Raw genomic sequence first — 22,663 nt, 5'->3', positions numbered from 1 at the left:
GCGTGCCCGCTTCGCCGTGCCCACAGCCCACGAAAGGATGCGCCATGAAGCGCAAGGTCCACGTCCAGGGGTCCCGCGACGACATCCGTGTGCCGTTCGCCGAGGTCGAGCTGAGCGGCGGCAACCCGCCGGTGCGCCTCTACGACACCAGCGGCCCGCTGAACGACCCGCCCGCCGGCCTCCCGCCGCTGCGCGCGCCGTGGATCGCGGCCCGCAGCGGCGATCATGGGGGAGAGCGGACGCAGCTGTACTACGCGCGGCAGGGGATCATCACGCCGGAGATGGAGTTCGCGGCGATCCGCGAGGGCGTCGACCCGTCGCTGGTGCGCGACGAGATCGCGGCCGGGCGGGCGATCCTGCCCAACAACGTCAACCACCCGGAGAGCGAGCCGATGGTCATCGGCAGCCGCTTCCTGGTGAAGGTCAACGCCAACATCGGCACGTCCGCGGTCTCCTCCGGCGTCGAGGAGGAGGTCGCGAAGCTCACCTGGGCGACGAAGTGGGGCGCGGACACGGTCATGGACCTGTCCACCGGCAAGCACATCCACGCCACCCGCGAGGCGATCGTGCGCAACTCGCCGGTGCCGATCGGGACCGTGCCGATCTACCAGGCCCTGGAGAAGGTCGGCGGCGACCCGCTCAAGCTGACCTGGGAGGCGTACCGCGACACCGTCATCGAGCAGGCGGAGCAGGGCGTCGACTACATGACCGTGCATGCCGGGGTGCTGCTGCGGTACGTGCCGATGACCGTCGGCCGGGTGACGGGCATCGTCTCCCGCGGCGGTTCGATCATGGCCGCCTGGTGCCTGGCGCGGCACGAGGAGAACTTCCTGTACACGCACTTCGCCGAGCTGTGTGAGATCTTCGCCCGGTACGACGTCGCCTTCTCCCTCGGTGACGGGCTCCGCCCCGGCTCGATCGCCGACGCGAACGACGAGGCGCAGCTCGCGGAGCTGCGCACGCTGGGCGAGCTGACGAAGGTGGCGTGGGGGCACGACGTGCAGGTCATGATCGAGGGCCCCGGCCACGTGCCCATGCACAAGATCAAGGAGAACGTGGACCTGCAGATGGAGTGGTGCCACGAGGCGCCGTTCTACACGCTCGGACCGCTCACCACCGACGTCGCGCCCGCGTACGACCACATCACCAGCGCGATCGGCGCCGCCATGATCGCCATGTACGGCACGGCGATGCTCTGCTACGTCACGCCGAAGGAGCACCTCGGGCTGCCGAACCGCGACGACGTCAAGGCCGGCGTCATCGCGTACAAGATCGCGGCGCACGCCGCCGACCTCGCCAAGGGCCACCCCGGCGCGCAGGCGTGGGACGACGCGCTGTCCAAGGCGCGGTTCGAGTTCCGCTGGGAGGACCAGTTCAACCTGGCGATGGACCCGGACACGGCGCGCTCGTACCACGACGAGACGCTCCCGGCGTCGGCGGCGAAGACGGCGCACTTCTGCTCGATGTGCGGCCCGAAGTTCTGTTCCATGAAGATCAGCCAGTCGTTGTCGCTGGAGATGCAGGCGAAGTCCGAGGAGTTCGTCGCGTCGGGCGGGCAGGTATACCTGCCGGTTGTGTCGTAGGTGGGTATTAAGGTCGGGGGGTGGAGTCCTCAGTGGCGTCGCCACGCACCGCGGTGGTCTGGCAGGTCCTGCGACGCGAGATCGCCGCGGCCGACCACCCCCTGACCGCCCTCGACGTCGGCGGCGGCACCGGTGGGTTCGCCGTGCCGCTGGCCCGCGCCGGGCACGCCGTCACCGTCGTCGACCCCAGCCCCGACGCCCTCGCCGCGCTCACCAGGCGGGCCGACGAGGCCGGCGTCGCCGACCGGATCACCGCCGTGCAGGGCGACGGCGACGGCCTCGCCGACCTCGTCCCGCCCGGCAGCGTCGACCTCGTGCTGTGCCACAGCATGCTCGAGGTGGTCGACGACCCGCACAAGGTCGTCACCGCGCTCGCCGCGACCCTGCGCCCCGGCGGCGCCGCCAGCGTCGTCGTCGCCAACCGGGCCGCCGCCGTCCTCGCCAGGGCGATCGGCGGGCACCTCGCCGCCGCGTCGCTGCTCGTCGCCAGCCCCGACGGGCGCGGCGACACCCGTGACCGGCTCAGCCGGCGCTATGACGTCGGCACCGCCACGGCCCTGCTGACCGGCGGCGGGTTCGAGGTCGAGCAGATCCACGGCGTCCGGATCATCGCCGACCTGGTGCCCGGCAGCGTCGCGGAGAGCGAGCCGGAGGCGCTGCAGGCGTTCGAGCTGGCCCTCGCCGGCACCCCGCCCTACCGGGACATCGCCACCCAGCTGCACCTGCTCTGCAGGAGACACTGATGGGCCCGCTCGACCCCGTCGCACCCCGCTACGGGCAGGCGAGCCTCGCGGAGGTCATGCCCAGCGTGCTGAGCGTCCTCGGGATGCCGTATGAGCGGGACGCCCTCGGCCTCGGCGCCGCCCTCGCCGGCGTCGACCGGGTCGCCGTGCTGCTCCTCGACGGGCTCGGCTGGCACCAGCTCGGCGTCGCCGCGCCCCACGCGCCGACGATCACCGACTTCCTCGGCGGCCGGCTCGGCACCGCCCGCTCGATCACCGCCGGGTTCCCGTCGACGACCCCGGTCAGCCTCGTCACCCTCGGCACCGGCGCCCCGCCCGGCGCCCACGGCATCGTCGGCATCGTGCTCAACCAGCCCGGCACCGACAAGCTCGTCAACCACCTGCACTGGGAGGACCAGCCCGACCCCGCGCAGTGGCAGCCGCTGCCGACCGCGTTCACCCGGGCCGGCAACGCGGGGCTCGCCCCCACCGTCGTCAGCAACCCGAAGTTCGAGCGGACCGGCCTGTCCGTGTCCGCCTACCGCGGGGCCCGGTTCGGCGCCGGGATCGCCTATGACGAGGTCGCGGCCTCGATGCTGTTCGCGTTGCGGTCCTCCCGCCTCGTGTACGGGTACCTGCCCGACGTCGACCGCGCCGGGCACGACTTCGGCATCGGGACCGGCGAGTGGCGGACGGCCGTCGCCGACGCCGACCGGCTCCTCACCCGCCTCGTCGACGGGCTGCCGCCCAACTCGGCGCTCGTCGTGACCGCCGACCACGGGCAGGTCGACATCCCCGCCGACCGGCGCCTCGACCTCGACCAGGACGCCCGGCTGCGGACCGGCGTCGCGGTCGTCGCGGGTGAGCCGCGGGTGCGGTATCTGCACGCCGTCCCCGGCGCGCACGACGACGTCATCGCCACCTGGCGGGGGGTCCTCGGGGACCGGGCCACCGTGCTCAGCCGCGCCGAGGCGGTCGCGGGAGGCTGGTTCGGGCCGATCCCGCAGCAGCACCTCGCCCGCATCGGCGACGTCGTCGTCATCTGCCACGAGCGGTGGGCGATCATGGCGACGGAGCACGAGCCGCTGCGGTATACGAAGATGGTGGCGTTCCACGGGTCGAGCACGGCGGCGGAGATGCAGATCCCGCTGCTGGTGGTGCGCAGCTAGGCCTTCAGCTTCCGGAGTGTGCTGCGCAGCTCCGGACCCGCGTCGACCGCGTGCTCCAGGACGATCTGGAGCAGCTCGTGCCTCGACGCGGCGACCACCACGCCGGGTGCTCCCGCGACGGGGTCGTCCTGGAGGACCGCCACCCGTGCCCGGCGGATCCCGAGCTGGCCGGCCTGGTTGAGGAACGTCTCGCCGCAGGCCGGCAGCGGCACCCTGCGCGCCCCGGTCCAGCCCGCGACCAGGAGCACGGCGAGGGCGCACCGGTCCGTGCCGGGGCGCCAGCCGTCGCCGCCGCTGGTCATCAACCCCCGGGCGACGCAGCGGACGAGGTCCGGATGCTGCAGCCTGAGCCCTTCCACGGCCGCGACGACGGGCGCCAGCGGCGACGTCAGCGCGAGTAGGGGCATCTCAGGAAGGTAAGGCAATCCTAACTTCCCGTCAAACGCTGCCGCTTGTCTGCCGGGGTCTGGCTTGCCGTTTCTTGCCGGGTCTCGCTTGCCGTTTTTTGTCGGGGGGTCTGGTTAGAGTGCGGGCATGGGGCGGAGTCAGGTGGTGCCGAGGGACGGTTCGGGTGCGGGGGAGTTCGGACCCGACGCCGACGACACCGGCTGCACGGTGCTGCACGTCGACATGGACGCGTTCTACGCGTCGGTCGAGATCCGCCGCCGCCCGGAGCTGCGCGGCAAGGCCGTCATCGTCGGCGGCGCGGGCCCGCGCGGCGTCGTGTCCGCCGCCAGCTATGAGGCCCGCCGGTTCGGGGTGCGCAGCGCCATGCCCGGCAGCAGGGCGCAGCGGCTCTGCCCGCACGCCGTCTTCCTGCCGCCCGACTTCGCCGCCTACACGGAGGCGTCCCGCGCCGTCATGGCGATCTTCCGCGACGTGACGCCGCTGGTCGAGCCGCTGTCGCTCGACGAGGCGTTCCTCGACGTCGCCGGCGCCCGCAAGCTGCTCGGCCGGCCCGCCGAGATCGCCGCCCTGATCCGCCGCCGGGTCGCCACCGAGCAGCGGCTGACCTGCTCCGTCGGGGTGGCCTCGACGAAGTTCATGGCGAAGCTCGGCTCGACCCGCGCCAAGCCCGACGGCATGGCCGTCGTCCCGGCCGCCCTGGCCCTGCGGTATCTGCACCCGCTGCCCGTCAGCGCCCTGTGGGGCGTCGGCGACCGGACCGCCGAGACCCTCCAGCGGCTCGGCCTGAAGACCGTCGGCGACCTCGCCGCCGCCCCGCTCGGCATGCTCCGCGCCGCCGTCGGTGACGCCGCCGCCCACCATCTGCACGAATTGTCGTGGGCGCGTGACCCCCGACGGGTGATTCCCGACCACGTGGAGAAGTCGATCGGCGCCGAGACCACGTTCGACGTCGACGTCAGCGACCTGTCAATCATCCGACGCACGATGCTCGCCCTGTCCAACAAGGTCGCCCAGCGCCTCCGCCACGCCGACCAGGCCGGCCGCACCATCGCGGTCAAGATCAGGCTCGCCGACTTCCAGACGCTCAGCCGGTCACGCACCGTAGACGTCCCGACCGACGTCGCCCGGGAGATCTTCGAGATATCGTGGGCCCTGTTCACCTCCGCCCGCCCTGGCGAGCGCATCCGCCTCATCGGCGTCCGCGTCGAGAGCCTCACCTCCGCTGACGGAGCGCCACGCCAGATGACGCTCGGTGAGCGCGACCACGGCTGGCGCGACGCCGAACGCGCCGCCGACGCGGTCGCCGCCCGCTTCGGCGCGGGCCTCGTCAAGCCCGCCAGTCTCCTGCGCGGCGACGGCCTCCGCGGCGACGGCAACGGCGCCGCACCCGCCCCCGACCCACCTTCCGGACCGCCGACACGCCACAATGGGGGCAGATAGAGCACGACTCGACGGAAAATCGGCACGGCCGGACCATCGTCCCGCTTTCCGACCCGGTGAGCCCCTCGTAAACTTGCCAGTACGCAGCCCGACGGGCTGTGCCGGACTGTCGGTCCATCAGGGTCGACCTTCGCGACCGGGGAGGAGTGCCGTGCCGCTCTCGGAACACGAGCAGCGGCTGTTCGAGCAGATCGAGCGGTCGCTAGCCGAGGACCCCAAGTTTGCCTCGGCGGTGCGAGCCACCGACCCGCGGTTCCATGCCAAGCGTCGGATGATCGCCGCCGCGGTGCTCCTACTCGCCGGCATGGCGCTACTGGTCTATGGCGTCGCCATCTCAATCCCACCCCTCGGCGTCGGCGGCTTCGTCGTCATGCTGGGCGCCCTCGTCTTCGGCGTCCAGGCGTACCGCCGCGGACAGAGCACCGACCTGCACGCCGTCGGCGGCACCGCCACACGCCGCACCCGGCAGCGCAGGGGCGGCCTGGTCGACCGCCTGGAAGAGCGCTGGCGCCGCCGCCCTGAAGGCGACGCCTGACCCACCCGGGCCAGGCAGGGCGCGTCGACACGGTTCCTCGTCGACGCGCCTGCCCGTCTGCCCAGCCCACGGAACTCCTCCGTCGACCGCCCCGCCCCACACCCTGCCCAGCCCGCCCCGGCACCGCGGGGCGGGCTGTCTCGCCCCTGACCGCCCCGCCCCGCGCCGCCCCGGGCCTCGCGCCTCGCCGCCCCGGGCCTCAAGTCGTGCCTCGTGACGCGCCGCGCCTTGCCTCGCGCCTCGTGCTGCCTCTCGTCCTGCGCTGCGTCGCGCCTGGTCTCGTCCGCGTCGCGCCTGGTCTGGGGTCGTGCCTGGTGTGGAGTCCTGCCCGGCCTGCGTCGCATCTGGCCTGCGTCGTTCCTGGTCTGCGCCGTGCCTGCGCTGCGGCTCACCCTTCAGGTCACCCTCCCCGCCAGCTCACCCCGGGGCGACCCGCCCAGAGCCACTCCGCCCCAGGCAATCGACCCCGGGGCATCTCACCGCGGGACCAGCACGGCGCAGGTCATCCCGTGCCGCGGTCTGGCCAGGCGCGTTGTCTCAGCCGCGGGTTAGTCCGGTCGTGGGGTGGTTCGCCGCGGGGTTGGTTCGGCGTGCCTGGTGTTGGCCGGGGTGTGTCGGTGGCGTTCGGGTGGGGGCAGTTGGCACGGTGGGCCGCGGACGATGGCTTCGCGCCGGCTGCCGGGTTGAGGGTGAGCAGCCGTTGAGTGCGGCGCTCGCGTTGCTGGTCGTTGCGGGGTGGGTTGATCAGAGGACGGCGCCGGGGTGCTGGCGTGGCTGGTTGTGTCCTCTGATCGCTGTGTCGAGGGGTGCTGCGGCGGTGAGGGTGGCGTTGGTGGGTTGATCGAAGGACGGTTCTGGCTGTCGGGGTGACCGGATCTGGCCTTGGATCATCGTGTCGGTGGGTGTCCTGCCGGTGCGGTCGCGGGGGGACTAGGTCATGACGGTCGCTGTCCGTGCCAGTGCAGGAAGTTGATCAGGGGTGACGGCAGGGGCAATGGTGCCGGCGCGCGGGCGTGGTCGCGGTGGGCGCTCTCGCTCTGGACATGACCTGAGCAGTGGCTGTCGCCGTCCCCCGTGGCTGCCTAGGTGCGGCTGTTGCGGGGCCCTGGCTGTCCCTGTCGCCGTGGCCTGGGCTGAGGCTTTGCCTGGGTTGTGGCTGTTGCCGGGGCTGTCCCTGTCGCCGTCGCCGTCGCCGTCGCTGTCGCGGGCTCTCCCCGTCCCCGTCGCTGTGGCAATCGCCGGGGGCTGTCCCTGTCGCCGGGGGCCGTGGCTGTCGCGGGGGTCTCCCCGTGCCGGTCTCCGTTGCTGTGGCTGTCGCCTGGGCCGTGGTTATCGCCTGGGCCGTCGCTGTCGCCGAGGCTGTCCCGTGCCCGTCCCCTGGGCTGTCAGCTGGCCGCCGCTGTCGCCTAGGCCAGGGGCTGTCGCCTAGGCCGTCGCTGTCCCGTGCCCGTCGCCGTGGCCTCGGCGCGACCCGGACGCAGGTCGCCCTGGCCTGGCTGGGCCGAGGCTAGCCTGGGCTGAGGCTGTTGCAGGGGCTGTTCCCGTCGCCGTGGCTGTAGCGGGCTCTCCCCGTCCCGGTCCCCGTTGCTGTGGCTGTCGCCTGGGCCGTGGCTGTTGCCGGGGCTGTCTCGTCGCTGTCGCAAGGGGTGTTGCCTGGGCCGGGGCTGTCGTCTGGGCTGGGGTTGTCGCCAGGGGCGGGGCTGTCCCGTCCCCGGCGCTGTGGCCGGGGGTGAGAGAGGCGCCCCGGACGGGTGAGGGTCCGGGGCGCCTGGTGGGTGAGGGTGGGTCAGCGGTCGGCGCGGCGGGCTACGAAGCGGCGGACGCTGATGGCGCGCATGAGTTTGTCCCAGGCTAGGCCGAGAGCCAGGGTGGCGTTGCTGGAGCGTTGGGTGGTGGCGGCGCGCCAGCGGCGCAGGACCGACGGGGGCAGGAGGACTGCCAGGATGCGGGTCTTGCGGGTGGCGCGGGCGGCGAACGCGGTCCTGACGTCGTCGACGGCTGAGCGGAGCTGGCCGCCGGTCAGGGGGGTTCGGGCGTAGCGGGCGTGCTCCTCCACGGTGCTCAGGAGGCGGACGCCCTGCTCGGCCTGGTCGCGGAGGCGTTCCTTCGTGACGAGGCGGTTGACCGTGGCGCGGGGGGTTTCGGCGTCGTCGACGAGGACGTTGTAGTCGACCATCGTGTCGACCAGCTCGTCCCAGGCGTGGTGGGCCTGGGAGCGGGCCTCGCCGTCGTCGGCGAGCAGGACCATGACGCCCGGTGGGGCGCCTTCGGGGGGCGGGCCGCCCGACACGTCCTTGGTCGCGGCCGCGGCCGTCAGGCGGGTGCGGCGGGTGCGGTTGCGGACGAGGGCCGGGGACAGGAGCAGCGCCACGACGAGCAGGCTGCCCAGGAGCCAGGCGCCGCCGACGGCGAGCACCGAGACCAGCGTGGCGTCCTGCGTGTCGGGGCCGACGCCGCCGACGTTGCCGGGGTTGTTGCCGCTGTCGCCGGCGGGGGCGGCCTCGGCGCTGCTGCTCGGGGCGCCGCCGGGGCGGTTGCGGAGGTTCTCGTCGGCCGGGTCGATCTGCTCGCTGGCGGCGTTGGGCAGGTACGACGTGGAGACCGACCCGCCGATCGCCTGCGGGGGCGTGGCGTCGAAGGGCAGCCAGCCGTAGCCCGGGAAGTACACCTCGGTCCACGCGTGCAGGTTGAAGTTGGTGAGCGTCATGGTCTGGCCCTGGCGGGTGCCGCCGCGGGCGAAGCCGAAGGCGACCCGGGACGGGATCTTCGCCTCGCGCAGGAGCCAGCCGAAGGCGGCCGCGTACTGGGCGCAGTAGCCGCGCTTGTTCTTGAGGAAGTCGGCGATGGCCGAGCCGCTGGTGTCCGAGCCGGTGCTCGTGTCGTAGACGAAGCCGTTGGCCTGCGAGAAGTACTCGTAGATCGCCTTGACCTTGTCGTACTCCGTGGTCTTGCCCTTGGTGAGCTCGGCGACCTTGTCCTTGACGGTGTTGTTGGCCGGGACGGTCAGGGTGCCGTGCACCGCCGGGTCGTTCTCCTTGATCGGCGCGGCCTTGCGCAGGTCGTCGGGGCTGATCTCGGGGCGGGTGTACTCGACGGTGTACTTCTTCTTCGCCGTCGTCTGCTTGCTGGAGTACACGACGGCGGTGTTCGGGTCGAAGGACCAGTTGTTGTCGATCTTCTCCAGCTTCGTCGGCCAGGTGTAGATCGGCAGGAAGTAGATCGCCAGCTCGTTGGTGACCTCGATGCTGGCCTTGTGGGTGGTGGTCTTCACGGACCCGTTCCAGCCGGGGGCGGCCAGGCCGGCGCTGACGCTCTTGCCGCCGGTGATCGGCTTGGCGTTGAAGCCCTTGCTGGTGAGCTCCTCGAGCACGTTGAAGCGCAGGTAGTACGGGTTGGGGTCGTTGCTGACGTTGGTCACCTTGACCATGTCGAAGGACTTGTCCCGGTTGAGCTGGCCGGAGAGCAGGGCGAACATGCTGACCTGCTTGCCGTTCTTGCCGCCGGGGCCGATCCCGCCGCCGCCACCCGCGCCGGCGCCGATCGAGTCGATCACGCCGGCGGGCATCGCGAACGGCACGAGCGGCAGCAGCACGGCCGCGATCACACCGACCGCGCCGAGGCGCTGGCCGGCGGCGGCGAGCGGCGAGGGCTCCCACAGGTCGACGTCGCGGCCGTCGCCGGTGAAGCGGCGGCCGAAGCGGCGGACCCGGTCGACGTTGTCGGTGACCAGCAGCCACAGGAACCCGACGGCGCCGAGCGCGAACGGCAGCCAGCTGGTGCTCTCGGCGGTGACGGTGACCGGCACCGAGTAGATCGCGAGCATCGGCAGGCCGGCGAGGGCGGGGCGGCGCAGCACGACGGCGAACAGGTCGACGACGAGGGCGACGACCGCTACGCCGAGCGTGGCCAGGAACAGGAAGCCGGGCCGGTCACCGACCGGCGTCGCGAACTCGCTCATCTCGGTCGACGCGGTGCTCAGCAGCTGGCCGAAGTGCTTGAGCGTGCCGGGGGAGGGGATGATCCCGATGTACTCCGTGGAGCTCGGGTAGAGCCAGGTCAGCCCGAACAGCGCGGCGACCGCCATCGCGGCGCTCGGCGCCCACGTCGGCGCCCGCAGGCTGCGGACCAGCACCGCCACGCCGCACATGGCGGCCACGACGAGGAACGCCCGGACCGCCCAGGTGATCTCCTCGAAGACGTTGAACAGCGGCAGCGCCGACAGGTAGGCGGACCCCGCCGCGATCAGGGTCAGGTGCTTGCGCTGGTTCACCGCACGCCTCCGGCGACGCTCTCGGCCGACGCGGCCCGCCAGGCGAAGCCCTGCGACCCCCGTCCCGCTTGTGGCCACAGTGCCGGCAGTTTCGCACCGTGCGGCACCTCGACGACCCGCCACCCGCTGCGCAGCAGCGCGAGGGAGGCGACGCCGTGGGCCTTGTCGGCCTCCTCGCGGGCCGCCGTCGGCAGGTTGAGCCACGTCGAGGAGTCGATGAACAGGGCGACGCAGGTCGCGTTGTTGGACCGGAACCCGGCCAGGAGCTCGGCCTCCGCCGACGACAGGAGCCCGAAGATGCCGATGATCAGCCCGCCGTCGCTGCGCCGCCGGACCCGCTCGATGAGCGTGCCGATGTCGCCGCGCTGCGCCAGCCGTACGTCGGCCAGCTGATCCAGCAGGGGACCGTCGCCGTCGATCTCGGTCGCGTCGACGTCGACCCCGGCGTCGGTGACCAGGCGCATCTTGTAGCCCGCGTGGCGCAGGTGCACCGCGACGCTGGCCGCGGCGGACACCGCCCACTCGAAGCTGGCGGTCGGTCCCTCGCCGCGGTGGGCGGTGGAGCGCGTGTCGAGCACGACCGTCGCCCGGCTCTCCCACGGCTGCTCCTCGCGGCGGACCATGAGCTCGCCGGTCCGGGCGGTGGAGCGCCAGTGGACCCGGCGCAGGTCGTCGCCGTAGCGGTACTCGCGGGTCGCGGCGTCGTCCTCGCCGTGCACGGCCACCGACCGGGCCCGGCTCTCCCCGGAGCCGGCGAACTCGCCGGCGAGGCGCACCGACGGCAGCGGCACGACCTGCGGGATGACGGTGAGCCGGTCGACCGACGGGAACGCCCTGGTCAGCTCGCACAGCCCGAACGGGTCGGTGAGCCGCACGACCAGGGGGCCGACCTCATACCGGCCGCGGACGTCGGCGCGCACCGTGTAGGCCACGGAGCTCGCCTGGTGCGCGCCCAGCTTCTCCAGCACCAGCCGCGGCCGGCTGCCGAGCGCATACGGCAGCCGGTCCTCGAGCAGCATCGTGCCGGTGGGCAGGCGGGACAGGTTCTGCAGGCGGAGGATCACCCGCGCGCTGGCGCCGACCTGCACCCGGTGCGGGTCCAGGGTGCGGCTGCAGGACAGCCGGTACCGGGTGCGGCCCACATACGCGGCGGACAGCAGCGGCAGCGCCGCGAGCAGCACCGCCACCCGGAGCAGGTCGCGCTCGCCCAGGATCAGCGACGCGATGAGGGCCGCTGCGGCGGCGGCCAGGAAGCTACGGCCCCGGGTGGTGAGCCCCCGCAGCGCCTCCCGCATGCTCAGCGACCCCCGAACTGTTGCCCGCGCGGCTGGGTGCGGTCGGCCGGTCGGGTGTCATACGGCGAGCGCGGCTGCCGGTCCGAGGGCAGCGGCAGCCGGTGGACGAGCTCGGCGATGATCGCGTCGGTGGTGCGGCGGGACAGCTGCGCCTCGGCGGTCGGGATGACCCGGTGCGCGAGGACCGGCACGGCCAGGGCCTGCAGGTCGTCGGGGAGCACGAACTCGCGCCCTTCGAGGGCGGCGACGGCGCGGGCCGTGCGCAGCAGCTGGAGCGTCGCGCGGGGCGACGAGCCCAGACGCAGCTCGCCGGACTCGCGGGTGGCGGTGACGATGTTGACCGCATACTGCTTCACCGCGTCGGCGACGTGTACGTCACGGACGGTGGCGATCATGCGGCGGACCTGGGTGGCGTCGGAGACGGGCAGGATGTCGTCGAGCGCGTCGTGGCGGCCGTGCACGTCGAGCATCGCGAGCTCGGCACCCATGTCGGGGTAGCCCATCGCGATCCGGGCGGTGAACCGGTCGCGCTGCGCCTCCGGCAGCGGGTAGGTGCCTTCCATCTCGATCGGGTTCTGCGTGGCGATGACCATGAACGGGACCTGCAGCGGGTAGGTCGCGCCGTCGACCGTGACCTGGCGCTCCTCCATGCTCTCCAGCAGCGCCGACTGCGTCTTCGGCGAGGCCCGGTTGATCTCGTCGCCGACGACGATGTTGGCGAACACCGCGCCCGGCTTGAACTCGAAGTCGCGCGTCTCCTGGTTGTAGACGCTGACGCCGGTGACGTCGCTGGGCAGCAGGTCGGGCGTGAACTGGATGCGCCGGACCGAACAGTCGATCGACTTCGCCAGGGCCTTGGCGAGCTTGGTCTTGCCGACGCCGGGTACGTCTTCGATGAGGAGGTGGCCCTCAGCGAGCAGCACGGCGAGCGCGAGCCGCACGGTGGCGGTCTTGCCCTCGATGACCTGCTCGATGTTGGCGACGATCGCATCGGTCGCGGCGCGGAACTCCGGGCTGGGGAGTGGGGCCCCGAGCTCCTCGAACGTGCGGTGCCTGGTCAACTGGCCTCCTCGTTTCCTGCTGTGGCCACCGTTAGGTGATAGACCCGTAGGTGGACCGCCCGGTTGCACGGAAACGTTGGCAAGCCGAGCCGTTTATATCCCCTCAGGCTAGCCGGGGATCGCACACCGCGCCGCACCGGAAAACGTCATTCCGGACATCACGGCCGTGACTGTCCGCGACGTTTTTTCCGCGGGCCCGCGGCGAGCCGCACGTACCCCCGCAAATGTCCAACAAACGGATCTGCCGGGATGCGGCCGGCGCCGATTCCGGCAGACTGGACCCATGCACGAGGAGCAGAATGTCGGGCAGCTCCTCAACGGTCGCTACCGCCTCGCCGACCGGCTCGGCGAAGGCGGCATGTCGGTCGTTTGGGACGCCCGCGACGAGGTCCTCGGACGGGCCGTCGCCGTCAAGGTCCTCGCCGGCCCGTTCGCCGCCGACCCCGCCTGGCGCCAGCGGATCCGGACCGAGGCGCGGGCCACGGCGAGCCTTTCGCACCCGAACGTCGCGGGGGTCTACGACTACGGCGAGACCGCCGGTGGCAGCCCGTTCGTGGTGATGGAGCTGCTGCGCGGGCCGACGCTCGCCGAGCGGCTGACCGCGGGCCCGCTCAGCCCCGCCGCGGCGATCCGGGTCTGCGCCGAGGTCGCCGCCGGCCTGGCCGCCGCGCACGCCGAGGGCTTCGTGCACCACGACGTCAAACCCGGCAACGTGGTGCTCACCCCGGGCGCGGCGAAGCTCCTCGACTTCGGCATCGTCGGCGTCCACGGCGACCCGGACGGCGGCCTCGACGACGCCGGCCTGGTCCTCGGCACGCCCGCCTATCTCGCGCCGGAGCGGCTCGTCGGCGACGAGGCGGTGCCCGCCAGCGACGTGTACGCGTTCGGGATGCTGCTCTACCGGTGCCTCACCGGCCGCCTGCCGTGGGACGGCGAGACCACCGCCCAGATGCTGCGCTCGCACGTGACCGTGGCGCCCGATCCGCTGCCCGACCTGCCGGGCGTGCCGCCGCAGGTCCGGGATCTGTGCATGCGCTGCCTGGTCAAGGCGCCCGCGGCCCGACCGTCCGCGGAGGAGGCGGCGGCCGTGCTCGCCGCGGCGGCGGGCGTGTCGCCGCGTCCGAGCGCCGAAGAGCTGCATCTGGTACCGGCGGTGCCGCCGCGGCTGACGGCCGCCGGAGCAGCGGCCCGGACGGACGGCACCACGGCCCTCGGCGACGCCACCGCCCCCGTCGATCCGGCCCCGGACGCCACCGCCCCCGTTGCCCCCGTCCCGGTCGCGCCAGCCGAAGCAGAGCACGCGACGGACGCGACCGGTGACGACACCGGTGACGACGCGGGTGAGCGGCGGCGGGTGCTCGCCGGGATGGCGGTCGTGGTGGCGGTGGCCGTGCTGCTGGTGACGTTCGCGCTGAGCCGCCCGACCAGCGAGCCGCAGGTCACCGTGGGTGCGGCCCGCGGCGCGCCGGCCGCGACCGGTTCGCCGGACACCCCGGCCACCCCGGCGGACGTCGGCCCGAGCACCGGTGCGGGCGGTCAGAGCGGCGGCACGTCCGGCGGAGCCGGCGGATCGGGCGGCGGCGGCCCGGTCGGTACAGACGCCGCGAACGGGAACGGAAACCCCGGGCACACCGGCAACACCGGCAGGGGACAGACCACCCCCGTGGAGGGGCCGCCCGTCAGGATCGGCACGCCCGGCGGGGTCGTCGTCGCGGCGTGCGCCGGCGACCAGGTCAACGTGACCGGCGCCGAGCCCGCCGCCGGTGGCAGCCTGGTCTCCCTGCAGGCGGGGCCGCGCAACAAGTCGCGGGTGGAGTTCAGCCTGGCCGGGCAGCGCCTGCGGTTCGAGGTGCGGTGCTCCGGCGGTGTACCGGCGGCCGTCCGCGACTGAAAACAAACGCGCTGCGAGCGGGCGCGGACCCTGCGGTACACTCCGAGGCATGACATGGGCTGTCCGGCTTCTTAGCGAGCCGTGCTGACGCACTGACTGCGTCCGCACGGCGACCCCTCCTGCGTGAGGGGTTTTTTCATGCCCGGACAATGTTGGACACCCGAGACCCGAAGGCGGCGAGAAGTCATGAGTGAGGCTGTGACCGACGGAGCGGTCGACATCCCGCCCTACCGTTACACGGCGGCGATGGCGGCGGACATCGAGGCGTGCTGGCAGGACTACTGGTCGGAGCACAGCACCTTCTACGCGCCGAACCCGACCGGCCCGCTCAGCGACCCGAGCCACCCGCGCGCGGGCGCGCCGAAGCTGTACGTGATGGACATGTTCCCTTACCCGTCCGGCTCGGGGCTGCACGTCGGTCACCCGCTGGGCTACATCGGCACCGACTGCTACACGCGGTACTTCCGCATGGCCGGTTACAACGTGCTGCACCCGATGGGCTTCGACGCGTTCGGCCTGCCCGCCGAGCAGTACGCGGTGCAGACCGGCACGCACCCGAGGGTCACCACCGAGGCCAACGTCGAGCGGTACCGTGGCCAGCTGCGCCGGCTGGGGCTGGCCTACGACGACCGTCGCAGCGTCGCCACCACCGACACCGACTTCTACCGCTGGACCCAGTGGATCTTCCTGCGGATCTTCAACTCCTGGTTCGACCCCGACGCGCAGAAGGCCCGCCCGATCGAGGAGCTGATCGAGCAGTTCACCTCCGGCGCGCGGGCGCTGGAGGACGGCCGCGCGTGGGCGGACCTGACGCCGGTCGAGCGGCGCGAGGTGATCGACGGGTTCCGGCTGGCGTACATCTCCGAGGCGCCGGTCAACTGGTGCCCGGGGCTGGGCACCGTGCTGGCCAACGAGGAGGTCACCCCCGACGGGCGCAGCGAGCGGGGCAACTTCCCCGTGTTCAAGCGGAGCCTGCGGCAGTGGATGATGCGGATCACCTCGTACGGTGACCGGCTGCTGGACGACCTGGAGCGGCTGGACTGGCCGGAGAAGGTCAAGACCATGCAGCGCAACTGGATCGGCCGGTCCCGGGGCGCGCACGTCGACTTCGCCACCGGCACCGGTGCCGCGATCCGGGTGTTCACGACCCGCCCCGACACGCTGTTCGGCGCCACGTACATGGTGCTGGCCCCGGAGCACGAGCTGGTCTCCTCGCTGGTCCCCGCCGCCTGGCCGGACGGCATCCCCGCGGTCTGGACCGGCGGGCACGCCACCCCGGGTGAGGCGGTCGCCGCCTACCGCGAGTTCGCGGCGGGCAAGTCCGACGTGGAGCGGCAGGCCGACGCCAAGGAGAAGACCGGCGTCTTCACCGGCGCGTACGCGGTGAACCCGGTCAACGGCTCGCGCGTCCCCGTCTTCATCGCCGACTACGTGCTGGCCGGCTACGGCACCGGCGCGATCATGGCGGTGCCCGGCCAGGACGAGCGCGACTGGGAGTTCGCCGAGGTCTTCGACCTGCCGATCATCCGGACGGTGCGGCCCACCGACGGTTTCGACGGGAAGGCCTTCACCGGCGACGGCCCGGCGATCAACTCCTCCTTCCTGGACGGCCTGGGTGTCGTCGAGGCGAAGGCCAGGATCATCGAGTGGCTGGAGGCCGAGGGGCACGGCGTCGGCGCCATCACGTACCGGCTGCGGGACTGGCTGTTCAGCCGGCAGCGGTACTGGGGTGAGCCGTTCCCGATCGTGTACGACGAGACCGGCCTGCCGATCGGCCTGCCCGACTCGATGCTGCCCGTCGAGCTGCCCGAGGTCGAGGACTTCTCGCCGCGGACGTTCGACGTCGACGACGCCGACAGCATGCCCGAGACGCCGCTGTCGCGCGCCAAGGAATGGGTCGAGGTCACGCTGGACCTGGGTGACGGGCCCAAGGCGTACACCCGCGAGACCAACGTCATGCCGCAGTGGGCGGGCTCGTCGTGGTACGAGCTGCGCTACCTGGACCCGTCCAACAAGGACGACATGGTCGCCGCCGACAACGAGCGGTACTGGATGGGCCCGCAGAAGCCCGGCGACGTCGGCGGCGCGGACCTGTACGTCGGCGGCGTCGAGCACGCCGTGCTGCACCTGCTGTACGCGCGGTTCTGGCACAAGGTGCTGTTCGACCTGGGCCACATCAGCAGCGAGGAGCCCTTCCGCAAGCTGTTCAACCAGGGCTACATCCAGGCCTACGCCTACACCGACGAGCGCGGCGTCTACGTGCCCGCCGAGGAGGTCGAGGAGCGCTCACCCGGGCAGTTCTTCTACGGCTCGCAGAAGGTCAAGCGCGAGTACGGCAAGATGGGCAAGTCGCTGAAGAACGTCGTCACGCCCGACGAGATGTGCGAGCGGTACGGCGCCGACACCTTCCGCGTCTACGAGATGTCCATGGGCCCGCTGGACGTGTCCCGCCCGTGGGAGACCCGCGCGGTCGTCGGCGCGCAGCGCTTCCTGCAGCGCGTCTGGCGCCTGGTCGTCGACGAGCAGACCGACGCGACCCGCGTCACCGACACGGTCCTGGACGACGAGACCCGCCGCCTGCTGCACCGCGTCATCGACGGCGTCCGGGTCGACATCGAGGAGATGCGCTTCAACACGGCGATCGCGAAGCTGATCGAGCTGACGAACCGCGCCACCCAGGTCTCCCCGGCCGGCGCCCCCCGCGAGGTCGTCGACCCGCTGGTGCGGATGGTCTCCCCGTTCGCGCCGCACCTGGCCGAGGAGCTGTGGCAGCGCCTGGGCAACGGGTCGTCGATCGCCTACGCGGACTTCCCGGTCGCCGACCCGGCGTTCCTGGTCGCCGAGTCGGTGAAGTACCCGGTGCAGGTCAACGGCAAGGTCCGCGGCACGTTCGAGATCGCCGCCGACGCGCCGGAGGAGGCGGTCCGCGAGGCCGCCCTGGCCGAGGTCGCCGCGCAGCTGGCCGGCAAGACCCCGAAGAAGGTCATCGTCGTGCAGGGCCGCATGGTCTCGATCGTCGTCTAGATCGAGCACGCGAAGGGCGCCTCCGGTTCTCCGGGGGCGCCCTTCGCGTGTGCGGCGGCTACTTGTTGAGGACGGCGCCGAGGCGCTCGTCGCGCAGCCGGGTCGGCCAGCGGTCGTCGATCGGCTCCATGGTCATGCCGGTGGCCCAGCGCAGGAGCAGGTCGGCGATGCCGGGGTTGCGGGCGAGGGCCGGGCCGTGGGAGTACGTGCCCAGGATCCGGCCGTGCCAGGCGCCCTCGGAGCGGCCGTCGTTGCCGATGCCGGCGGTGACCCGGGCCAGGGGGCGGACACCGGACCCGAGGTGGGTCCGGCCGCCGTGGTTCTCGAAGCCGGTGAGGGTCGGCAGGCCCAGCGCCGGGTCGCACTCGCCGGCCAGCTCGCCGACGGCGCGGGTCTCGCCGCGGTCGGAGTCCAGGTCGAGCAGGCCCAGGCCGGCGCACTTGGCGCCCTTGGCGTAGAAGGAGTTGCCCAGCAGCTGGTAGCCGGCGCACACGGAGAAGACGGTGGCGCCGCGGTCGACGGCCCGGCACAGGCCGCCGTCGGCGATCAGGCGCTGGGCGGCCAGGGCCTGCGGGCCGTCCTCGCCGCCGCCGATGAGGTACACGTCGCCGTCGGACGGCACCGCCTGGTCGGCGCGGACCTCGGCGCACTCGACCGGCAGGCCGCGCAGGTCGGCGCGGCGGGCCAGGATCAGCAGGTTGCCCCGGTCGCCATACGTGGACAGCAGGTCCGGGTACAGCCAGATCAGGCGCAGGCGCGACTCAGTTGACACGGTCCAGCTCCGCTCGGATGTCCTGGAATGCGGTGTAGTTGGCGATGACCTCGAGACGGCCCGGCGGGATCAGCGTGAGCGCCTGCGAGAACGACTTGACGTGCTCGAACGGCACCTCGTTGACCTCGAGCCGGACCGCGAGGTCCATGGCCCGGTCGCCGGTGACGAGGACGCGCCGCCCGCGCAGGGGCGAGAAGTCCACGTCGTAGAGCCACGACGTGTCCAGGCCGTCGGGGTCGCGGGCGTTGATGGACAGCAGTGTCGGCACGTCGTCGGCCATGTCGAAGGCCTCGAGCCAGCCCGCCGGGTTCTTCGACAGCAGCAGGCGCACGACCCTGCCGTCGCGCTCGACGACCGCGTAGCGGCCGGCGATCGAGGCGACCTTCGCCAGCTCGGGCACGGCCTTCGCCGGGGGGACGCCGAAGTGGGCGGCGACGGCGAGGGCGGTCGCGGCGTTCGCGCGGTTGACCCGGCCGGGCAGCTGCAGCTCGATGTGGTGATAGGCGCCGGTGCTGTCGACGACCCCGTCGCCGGAGACGGCCCAGGTCGGCACCGGCCGGCTCAGGTTGCCGGCGACGCAGGCCCACTGGTCGCCGTTGCGCAAGATGGAGGCGCCGCACTCGGGGCACACCCACGAGTCGTCGTGGAAGCGCTGGCCCGCGGCGACCCAGGTGACACCGGTGCCGGAGGCGACGGCCTTGCCCGCCGCCCACACCACCATCGGGTCGTCGGCGTTGGCGACGAGGTGCAGGTCGCGGCCGGGCAGCGCGTCGCGCCACAGGGCCGCCATCATCGCGACCTCCTTGGCCCGGTCCAGCTGGTCGCGGCTGAGGTTGAGCAGCGCGACGACCCTCGGGCGGGTCGCGTCGAGGACCTGCTTCAGGTAGTGCTCGTCGACCTCCAGCACCGCATACGGCGTGGCGCCCGCTTTCGCCAGGGCCGACGTGTGCCCGGTGGGCATGTTGGCGCCGAGGCTGTTGGTGGCGACGTCGCCGAGCACGCCCATGGCGGCCGCGGTGAGCCGGGTCGTGGTGGTCTTGCCGTTGGTGCCCGAGATCAGGGCGATCTCCCGGCCCGCCGCGAGCTCGGCGAGGAGGTTGGGGTCGACCATCAGGGCGAGCCGGCCGCCGATGACGGAGCCGTCACCCCGGCCGGTGGCGCGGGACAGTGCGGCAGCGCCGCGCGACAACGATGTGGCGAGCTTCGCCCGCATCGGGAGCTTGTGGTCCGTCATCTCACTTCCACTGTCTTCCGGCGATGCCGCAGACCCTACCTGCCACGGATCACGCACCCAACGCCGTCCACCGTCCGACAACCGACCGCGGGCTCACCCCACCGCTCGTCCCGGAACCCTCCACTTCCCTCCACTGCATCCGGAACAGCGCCGCGGAGGACCTTAACGGAGCCATAAAGCACCGGCGAAGTCCGACCTCATGGGCGGTTTATCCATATTTACGATCAGCCGAACCGACCGTATGGGTGACCGGTCGGCCAACCGCCCTCCACCCCGGCGCACCCCGTTTGACGTGGGATTTCTTCACGCACGCCGATGTCACTTCCGGTGTTTTCTCGTTGACGGTGGAGGGAAGTGGAGTACAGTGGAGCGCGATGGCGGAGCCGGGGGGCTCGGCCGGCCCCGGGGGGACCGTTCGCGGTGGGAAGGGGTGGATGTCGATGTTTCTCGGCACCCACACTCCCCGCCTGGACGACAAGGGCCGGTTGATCCTGCCGGCCAAGTTTCGGGATGAGCTGGCGGGAGGTGTCGTGATCACCAAGGGGCAGGAGCGCTGTCTCTACGTGTTTCCCGGCGCCGAGTTCGCCCGGATCGCCGAACAGCTTCGTGCGACACCGATGACCCACAAGGCCGCCCGGGCCTACAGCCGGGTGTTCTTCGCCAGTGCTCACGACGAGGTCCCCGACCGTCAGGGTCGGGTCACCATCCCGCCGCATCTCCGCGAGTATGCCGGGCTGGACCGCGAGCTCGTCGTGATCGGCGCGAGCACCAGGGTGGAGATCTGGGACCGCCAGGCATGGGACACCTACCTTGCCGAAAGCGAAGACGACTTCGCCGGGATCGAGGAGGGGGTGCTGCCGGGCGGGCTGTGAGGTCCATCTGCAGGCACCCAGTCGGACGCCGTGCCGCGAGCTCTCCAGCCGCTCCAAGGTCCTGACGCCACTTCCCCGGCGCCAGGGCGGAGCGAGCGGATGGGGAGCTGGCGGTACGGCGCTCGTGCACTACCGCACCGAAACGCACAACGGCGCGCGATCAGCACAACGGCGCGCCGGAGCACAGCACCGCACGGAATGCGCAGCAGCGCACCGGAAACCGCCGCCGACCCGCGAAGCAGGACGTGAATCACGTTTCAGCTCACCGGAGCACAGGGAACAGCAACGTTCAGCACGACGGCGGGCCGCGAACCCGCCGCGGTAGGGGGTCGACGATGGGGGAGCGGGACATTCACGTTCCCGTGCTGCTCGAGCGCTGCCTCGAGCTGCTCGCCCCGGCGTTGGACCACGCGGGCGCGCTGCACCTGGACGCCACGCTCGGCCTCGGTGGGCACGCCGAAGCCGTGTTGCTGGCGCACCCGGAGGTGCGGCTGCTCGGCCTGGACCGCGACACCCAGGCGCTGCGCCTCGCGGGGCAGCGGCTGGCGCCGTACGCGGACCGGACCCGCCTCGTGCACGCCGTCTACGACGAGCTCGAGGAGGTGCTGGACGGTGAAGGGATCGACGGAGCGCTGTTCGACCTGGGGGTGTCGTCGATGCAGCTCGACGAGGCCGATCGTGGGTTCGCCTACGCCCAGGACGCGCCGCTGGACATGCGGATGGACCAGACGCGGGGCGTCACCGCGGCCGAGGTGGTCAACACCTACAGCCACGGCGATCTCGCCCGCGTCCTGCGGGTGTACGGGGAGGAGAAGTTCGCCTCCCGGATCGCGCAGGCGATCCTCCGGGAGCGCGGCAAGGGGGAGCTGAACTCCTCCGCCAGGCTGGCCGAGCTGGTCCGGGACTCGATCCCGGCGCCGGCGCGGCGGACCGGCGGGCATCCGGCCAAACGCACGTTCCAGGCGCTGCGGATCGAGGTCAACGGCGAGCTCACCGTGCTCGAGCGGGCGCTGCCGGCGGCGCTCGACGCGCTGAAGCCGGGCGGCCGGATGGTCGTGCTGTCGTACCACTCGCTCGAGGACCGCCTGGTCAAACAGGCGATCGCCGGGCGGTCGCGGTCGACGGTGCCGGTCGAGCTGCCGTTCGTGCCGGCGGGCAGCGAGCCGGAGCTGAGAGTCCTCACCAGGGGAGCGGAGCTCCCCGACGCGGCCGAGGTGGCGGCCAACCCACGGGCGGCGTCCGTGCGGCTCAGAGCCGTCGAACGCAGGAAACCCGCGGACAGCAAGTAGCGGCAACAAAGGCACAACCTCTGGGGGAGGTGTGAGATGAACGTGACGACACTGCCGGCCGACCGGCCGCGCAGAAGTCAGCAGGGTGCATCGCGGTCGGGGGGCCGGACCACGGCGCGCCAGGTTGACGAGCGGAGCGACGCGCCGATCGACGGCGCGACGGCGCTCCAGCCGGATCGGGGGACCACCCAGCCTGCACCGCAGGACAGACCGGCGATCCCGCGGCGGGCGCCGCAGGAGAAGAAGGTCCGGGACGAGCAGCGGCCGAGGCTGCGCGTCGCGCCACCGGCGCCGGTCACCGCGCCGCGCGCGCCGTTCGTGGCGCTCGTGCTCGTGCTGGTGCTCCTCGGCGTGATCGGCATCCTCGTGCTCAACACGCGGATCGCCGAGAACGCGTTCCGGCTCGACGCGCTCAGGACGAAGCAGAGCACCCTCGACCGTGACGAGGCGCGGCTCCGCAGCGACCTGGCCGACAAGGAGTCGCCGGTGACGCTCGCGGCGCGGGCCAAGCGGCTGGGCCTCGTGCCGTCGCGCACGCCGGCGTACCTGCAGCTGCCCGACGGCAGCCGGCTCGAGATGCCCGGCCCCGGCAAGTAAGCAGCTAGAAGCACATCCGAGGCACAGCGACGAAGCCAAACTCAACAACGGGAAGTTGCAGGACGATGGCTGGCGACACTCCTGATCGGCGGAGCAGCACCGAGCGGCGCGGGGGCGCCGGACGGGAGGCCGGTCGCGGCAGTGACGCCGGCCGACAGCGGACGGGCGGTCGCGCAGGCGCGGGGGGTGCCGGTGCGGCCGCCCGTTCCCGTGCCGGCGACCCCAGGGCCAGTCCCGGGACCGACCCCGGGGCCGAGCCGCCGGTGCGCGGCACGATGTCCGAGGCGCGCCGCTACACGCCCCGGGGCCGCTCCGTCCGCGACGCGTCGGTCGAGCACGGTGGCACGGGGCGGGGCGACCCGTTCCGGCCGGCGCTGGAGGTGCTGCAGGGCGGCCGCGCCGACACCGGCCGCCGCGCCGCCGGCCGGGCCGCCGACAGCCCGCGCGATCCGGACACCGCCGCGGACCAGCACCCGCGGCGGGCGACCGACCCGCGGCGGA

The 22,663-nt window shown here is 72.5% G+C and carries 16 protein-coding genes and 1 pseudogene; 11 read left to right on the top strand and 6 right to left on the bottom strand.

What is annotated here, in order from left to right; genetic code table 11:
• Positions 1–44 precede the first annotated feature (44 nt).
• The 3 genes from thiC to AB0J72_RS46140 are packed head-to-tail and all read left to right on the top strand — an operon-like array spanning position 45 to position 3,474.
• On the top strand, positions 45–1,583 hold the full coding sequence (gene thiC, locus AB0J72_RS46150) for a phosphomethylpyrimidine synthase ThiC (RefSeq protein ID WP_363411911.1): 1,539 nt from the start codon (positions 45–47) through the stop codon (positions 1,581–1,583).
• 20 nt (positions 1,584–1,603) lie between these two features.
• Positions 1,604–2,326 carry a methyltransferase domain-containing protein gene (locus tag AB0J72_RS46145; RefSeq protein ID WP_344503903.1) on the top strand — a complete coding sequence of 241 codons (723 nt, stop codon included), beginning with the start codon at positions 1,604–1,606 and terminating at the stop codon, positions 2,324–2,326.
• Positions 2,326–3,474, top strand: a complete 1,149-nt coding sequence (locus AB0J72_RS46140; protein ID WP_363411909.1) for a nucleotide pyrophosphatase/phosphodiesterase family protein — start codon at positions 2,326–2,328, stop codon at positions 3,472–3,474. The genes AB0J72_RS46145 and AB0J72_RS46140 overlap by 1 nt, the downstream gene beginning before the upstream one ends.
• Here the strand turns inward: AB0J72_RS46140 and AB0J72_RS46135 are convergent.
• The gene (locus tag AB0J72_RS46135; RefSeq protein ID WP_363411907.1) at positions 3,471–3,881 is read right to left on the bottom strand and encodes a hypothetical protein; all 411 of its coding nucleotides are present in this window, start codon (positions 3,879–3,881) and stop codon (positions 3,471–3,473) included. The two genes, AB0J72_RS46140 and AB0J72_RS46135, sit on opposite strands and share 4 nt — an antisense overlap.
• A 127-nt stretch (positions 3,882–4,008) precedes the next feature.
• On the opposite strand from AB0J72_RS46135, the gene dinB reads away from it, so the two are divergent.
• Both dinB and AB0J72_RS46125 read left to right on the top strand, forming a co-directional pair.
• Positions 4,009–5,322, top strand: coding sequence for a DNA polymerase IV (gene dinB, locus AB0J72_RS46130; protein ID WP_363411905.1), 1,314 nt, complete (start codon positions 4,009–4,011; stop codon positions 5,320–5,322).
• A 151-nt stretch (positions 5,323–5,473) separates the two neighbouring features.
• The gene (locus tag AB0J72_RS46125) at positions 5,474–5,857 is read left to right on the top strand and encodes a DUF3040 domain-containing protein (protein WP_363411903.1); all 384 of its coding nucleotides are present in this window, start codon (positions 5,474–5,476) and stop codon (positions 5,855–5,857) included.
• A gap of 1,786 nt (positions 5,858–7,643) precedes the next feature.
• Here the strand turns inward: AB0J72_RS46125 and AB0J72_RS46120 are convergent.
• The 3 genes from AB0J72_RS46120 to AB0J72_RS46110 are packed head-to-tail and all read right to left on the bottom strand — an operon-like array spanning position 7,644 to position 12,483.
• Complete coding sequence (locus AB0J72_RS46120; RefSeq protein WP_363411901.1) at positions 7,644–10,127, bottom strand: DUF3488 and transglutaminase-like domain-containing protein; 2,484 nt, start codon at positions 10,125–10,127, stop codon at positions 7,644–7,646.
• A complete protein-coding gene (locus tag AB0J72_RS46115) occupies positions 10,124–11,422 on the bottom strand; it encodes a DUF58 domain-containing protein (protein ID WP_344503909.1) in 1,299 nt (432 codons plus the stop codon). The genes AB0J72_RS46120 and AB0J72_RS46115 overlap by 4 nt, the downstream gene beginning before the upstream one ends.
• Positions 11,423–11,424: 2 nt before the next feature.
• The gene (locus AB0J72_RS46110) at positions 11,425–12,483 is read right to left on the bottom strand and encodes a MoxR family ATPase (protein ID WP_344503910.1); all 1,059 of its coding nucleotides are present in this window, start codon (positions 12,481–12,483) and stop codon (positions 11,425–11,427) included.
• Between the two features lie 283 nt (positions 12,484–12,766).
• On the opposite strand from AB0J72_RS46110, the gene AB0J72_RS46105 reads away from it, so the two are divergent.
• Positions 12,767–14,374 (top strand): serine/threonine-protein kinase, encoded by a 1,608-nt coding sequence (locus tag AB0J72_RS46105; RefSeq protein WP_363411899.1) that lies wholly within the window; start codon positions 12,767–12,769, stop codon positions 14,372–14,374.
• 186 nt (positions 14,375–14,560) lie between these two features.
• Complete coding sequence (gene leuS / locus AB0J72_RS46100) at positions 14,561–17,398, top strand: leucine--tRNA ligase (RefSeq protein ID WP_363411897.1); 2,838 nt, start codon at positions 14,561–14,563, stop codon at positions 17,396–17,398.
• A 58-nt stretch (positions 17,399–17,456) separates the two neighbouring features.
• On the opposite strand, the gene AB0J72_RS46095 is transcribed toward leuS, so the two are convergent.
• A complete protein-coding gene (locus AB0J72_RS46095) occupies positions 17,457–18,170 on the bottom strand; it encodes a glutamine amidotransferase (RefSeq protein ID WP_363411895.1) in 714 nt (237 codons plus the stop codon).
• Positions 18,160–19,404 (bottom strand): MurT ligase domain-containing protein, encoded by a 1,245-nt coding sequence (locus tag AB0J72_RS46090; RefSeq protein ID WP_344503914.1) that lies wholly within the window; start codon positions 19,402–19,404, stop codon positions 18,160–18,162. The genes AB0J72_RS46095 and AB0J72_RS46090 overlap by 11 nt, the downstream gene beginning before the upstream one ends.
• 440 nt (positions 19,405–19,844) lie before the next feature.
• Here AB0J72_RS46090 and mraZ point away from each other — a divergent pair, with 440 nt between their 5' ends.
• From mraZ to AB0J72_RS46070, 4 genes and pseudogenes are all read left to right on the top strand, one after another.
• Positions 19,845–20,276 (top strand): division/cell wall cluster transcriptional repressor MraZ, encoded by a 432-nt coding sequence (gene mraZ / locus AB0J72_RS46085; RefSeq protein ID WP_344504031.1) that lies wholly within the window; start codon positions 19,845–19,847, stop codon positions 20,274–20,276.
• A 335-nt stretch (positions 20,277–20,611) separates the two neighbouring features.
• A complete protein-coding gene (gene rsmH / locus AB0J72_RS46080; RefSeq protein ID WP_363411893.1) occupies positions 20,612–21,565 on the top strand; it encodes a 16S rRNA (cytosine(1402)-N(4))-methyltransferase RsmH in 954 nt (317 codons plus the stop codon).
• A 36-nt stretch (positions 21,566–21,601) separates the two neighbouring features.
• Entirely contained in the window at positions 21,602–22,162 is a 561-nt protein-coding gene (locus AB0J72_RS46075; RefSeq protein WP_363411891.1) for a hypothetical protein, read from the top strand.
• A gap of 263 nt (positions 22,163–22,425) precedes the next feature.
• Positions 22,426–22,663: pseudogene (locus AB0J72_RS46070) on the top strand (penicillin-binding protein 2); the annotation flags it as partial.

Source organism: Dactylosporangium sp. NPDC049742, from assembly GCF_040674675.1.
GTDB lineage: Bacteria > Actinomycetota > Actinomycetes > Mycobacteriales > Micromonosporaceae > Dactylosporangium > Dactylosporangium maewongense.
The sequence above is the reverse complement of the archived record's forward strand: the minus strand, read 5'-3'. Positions and strand labels throughout refer to the sequence as shown.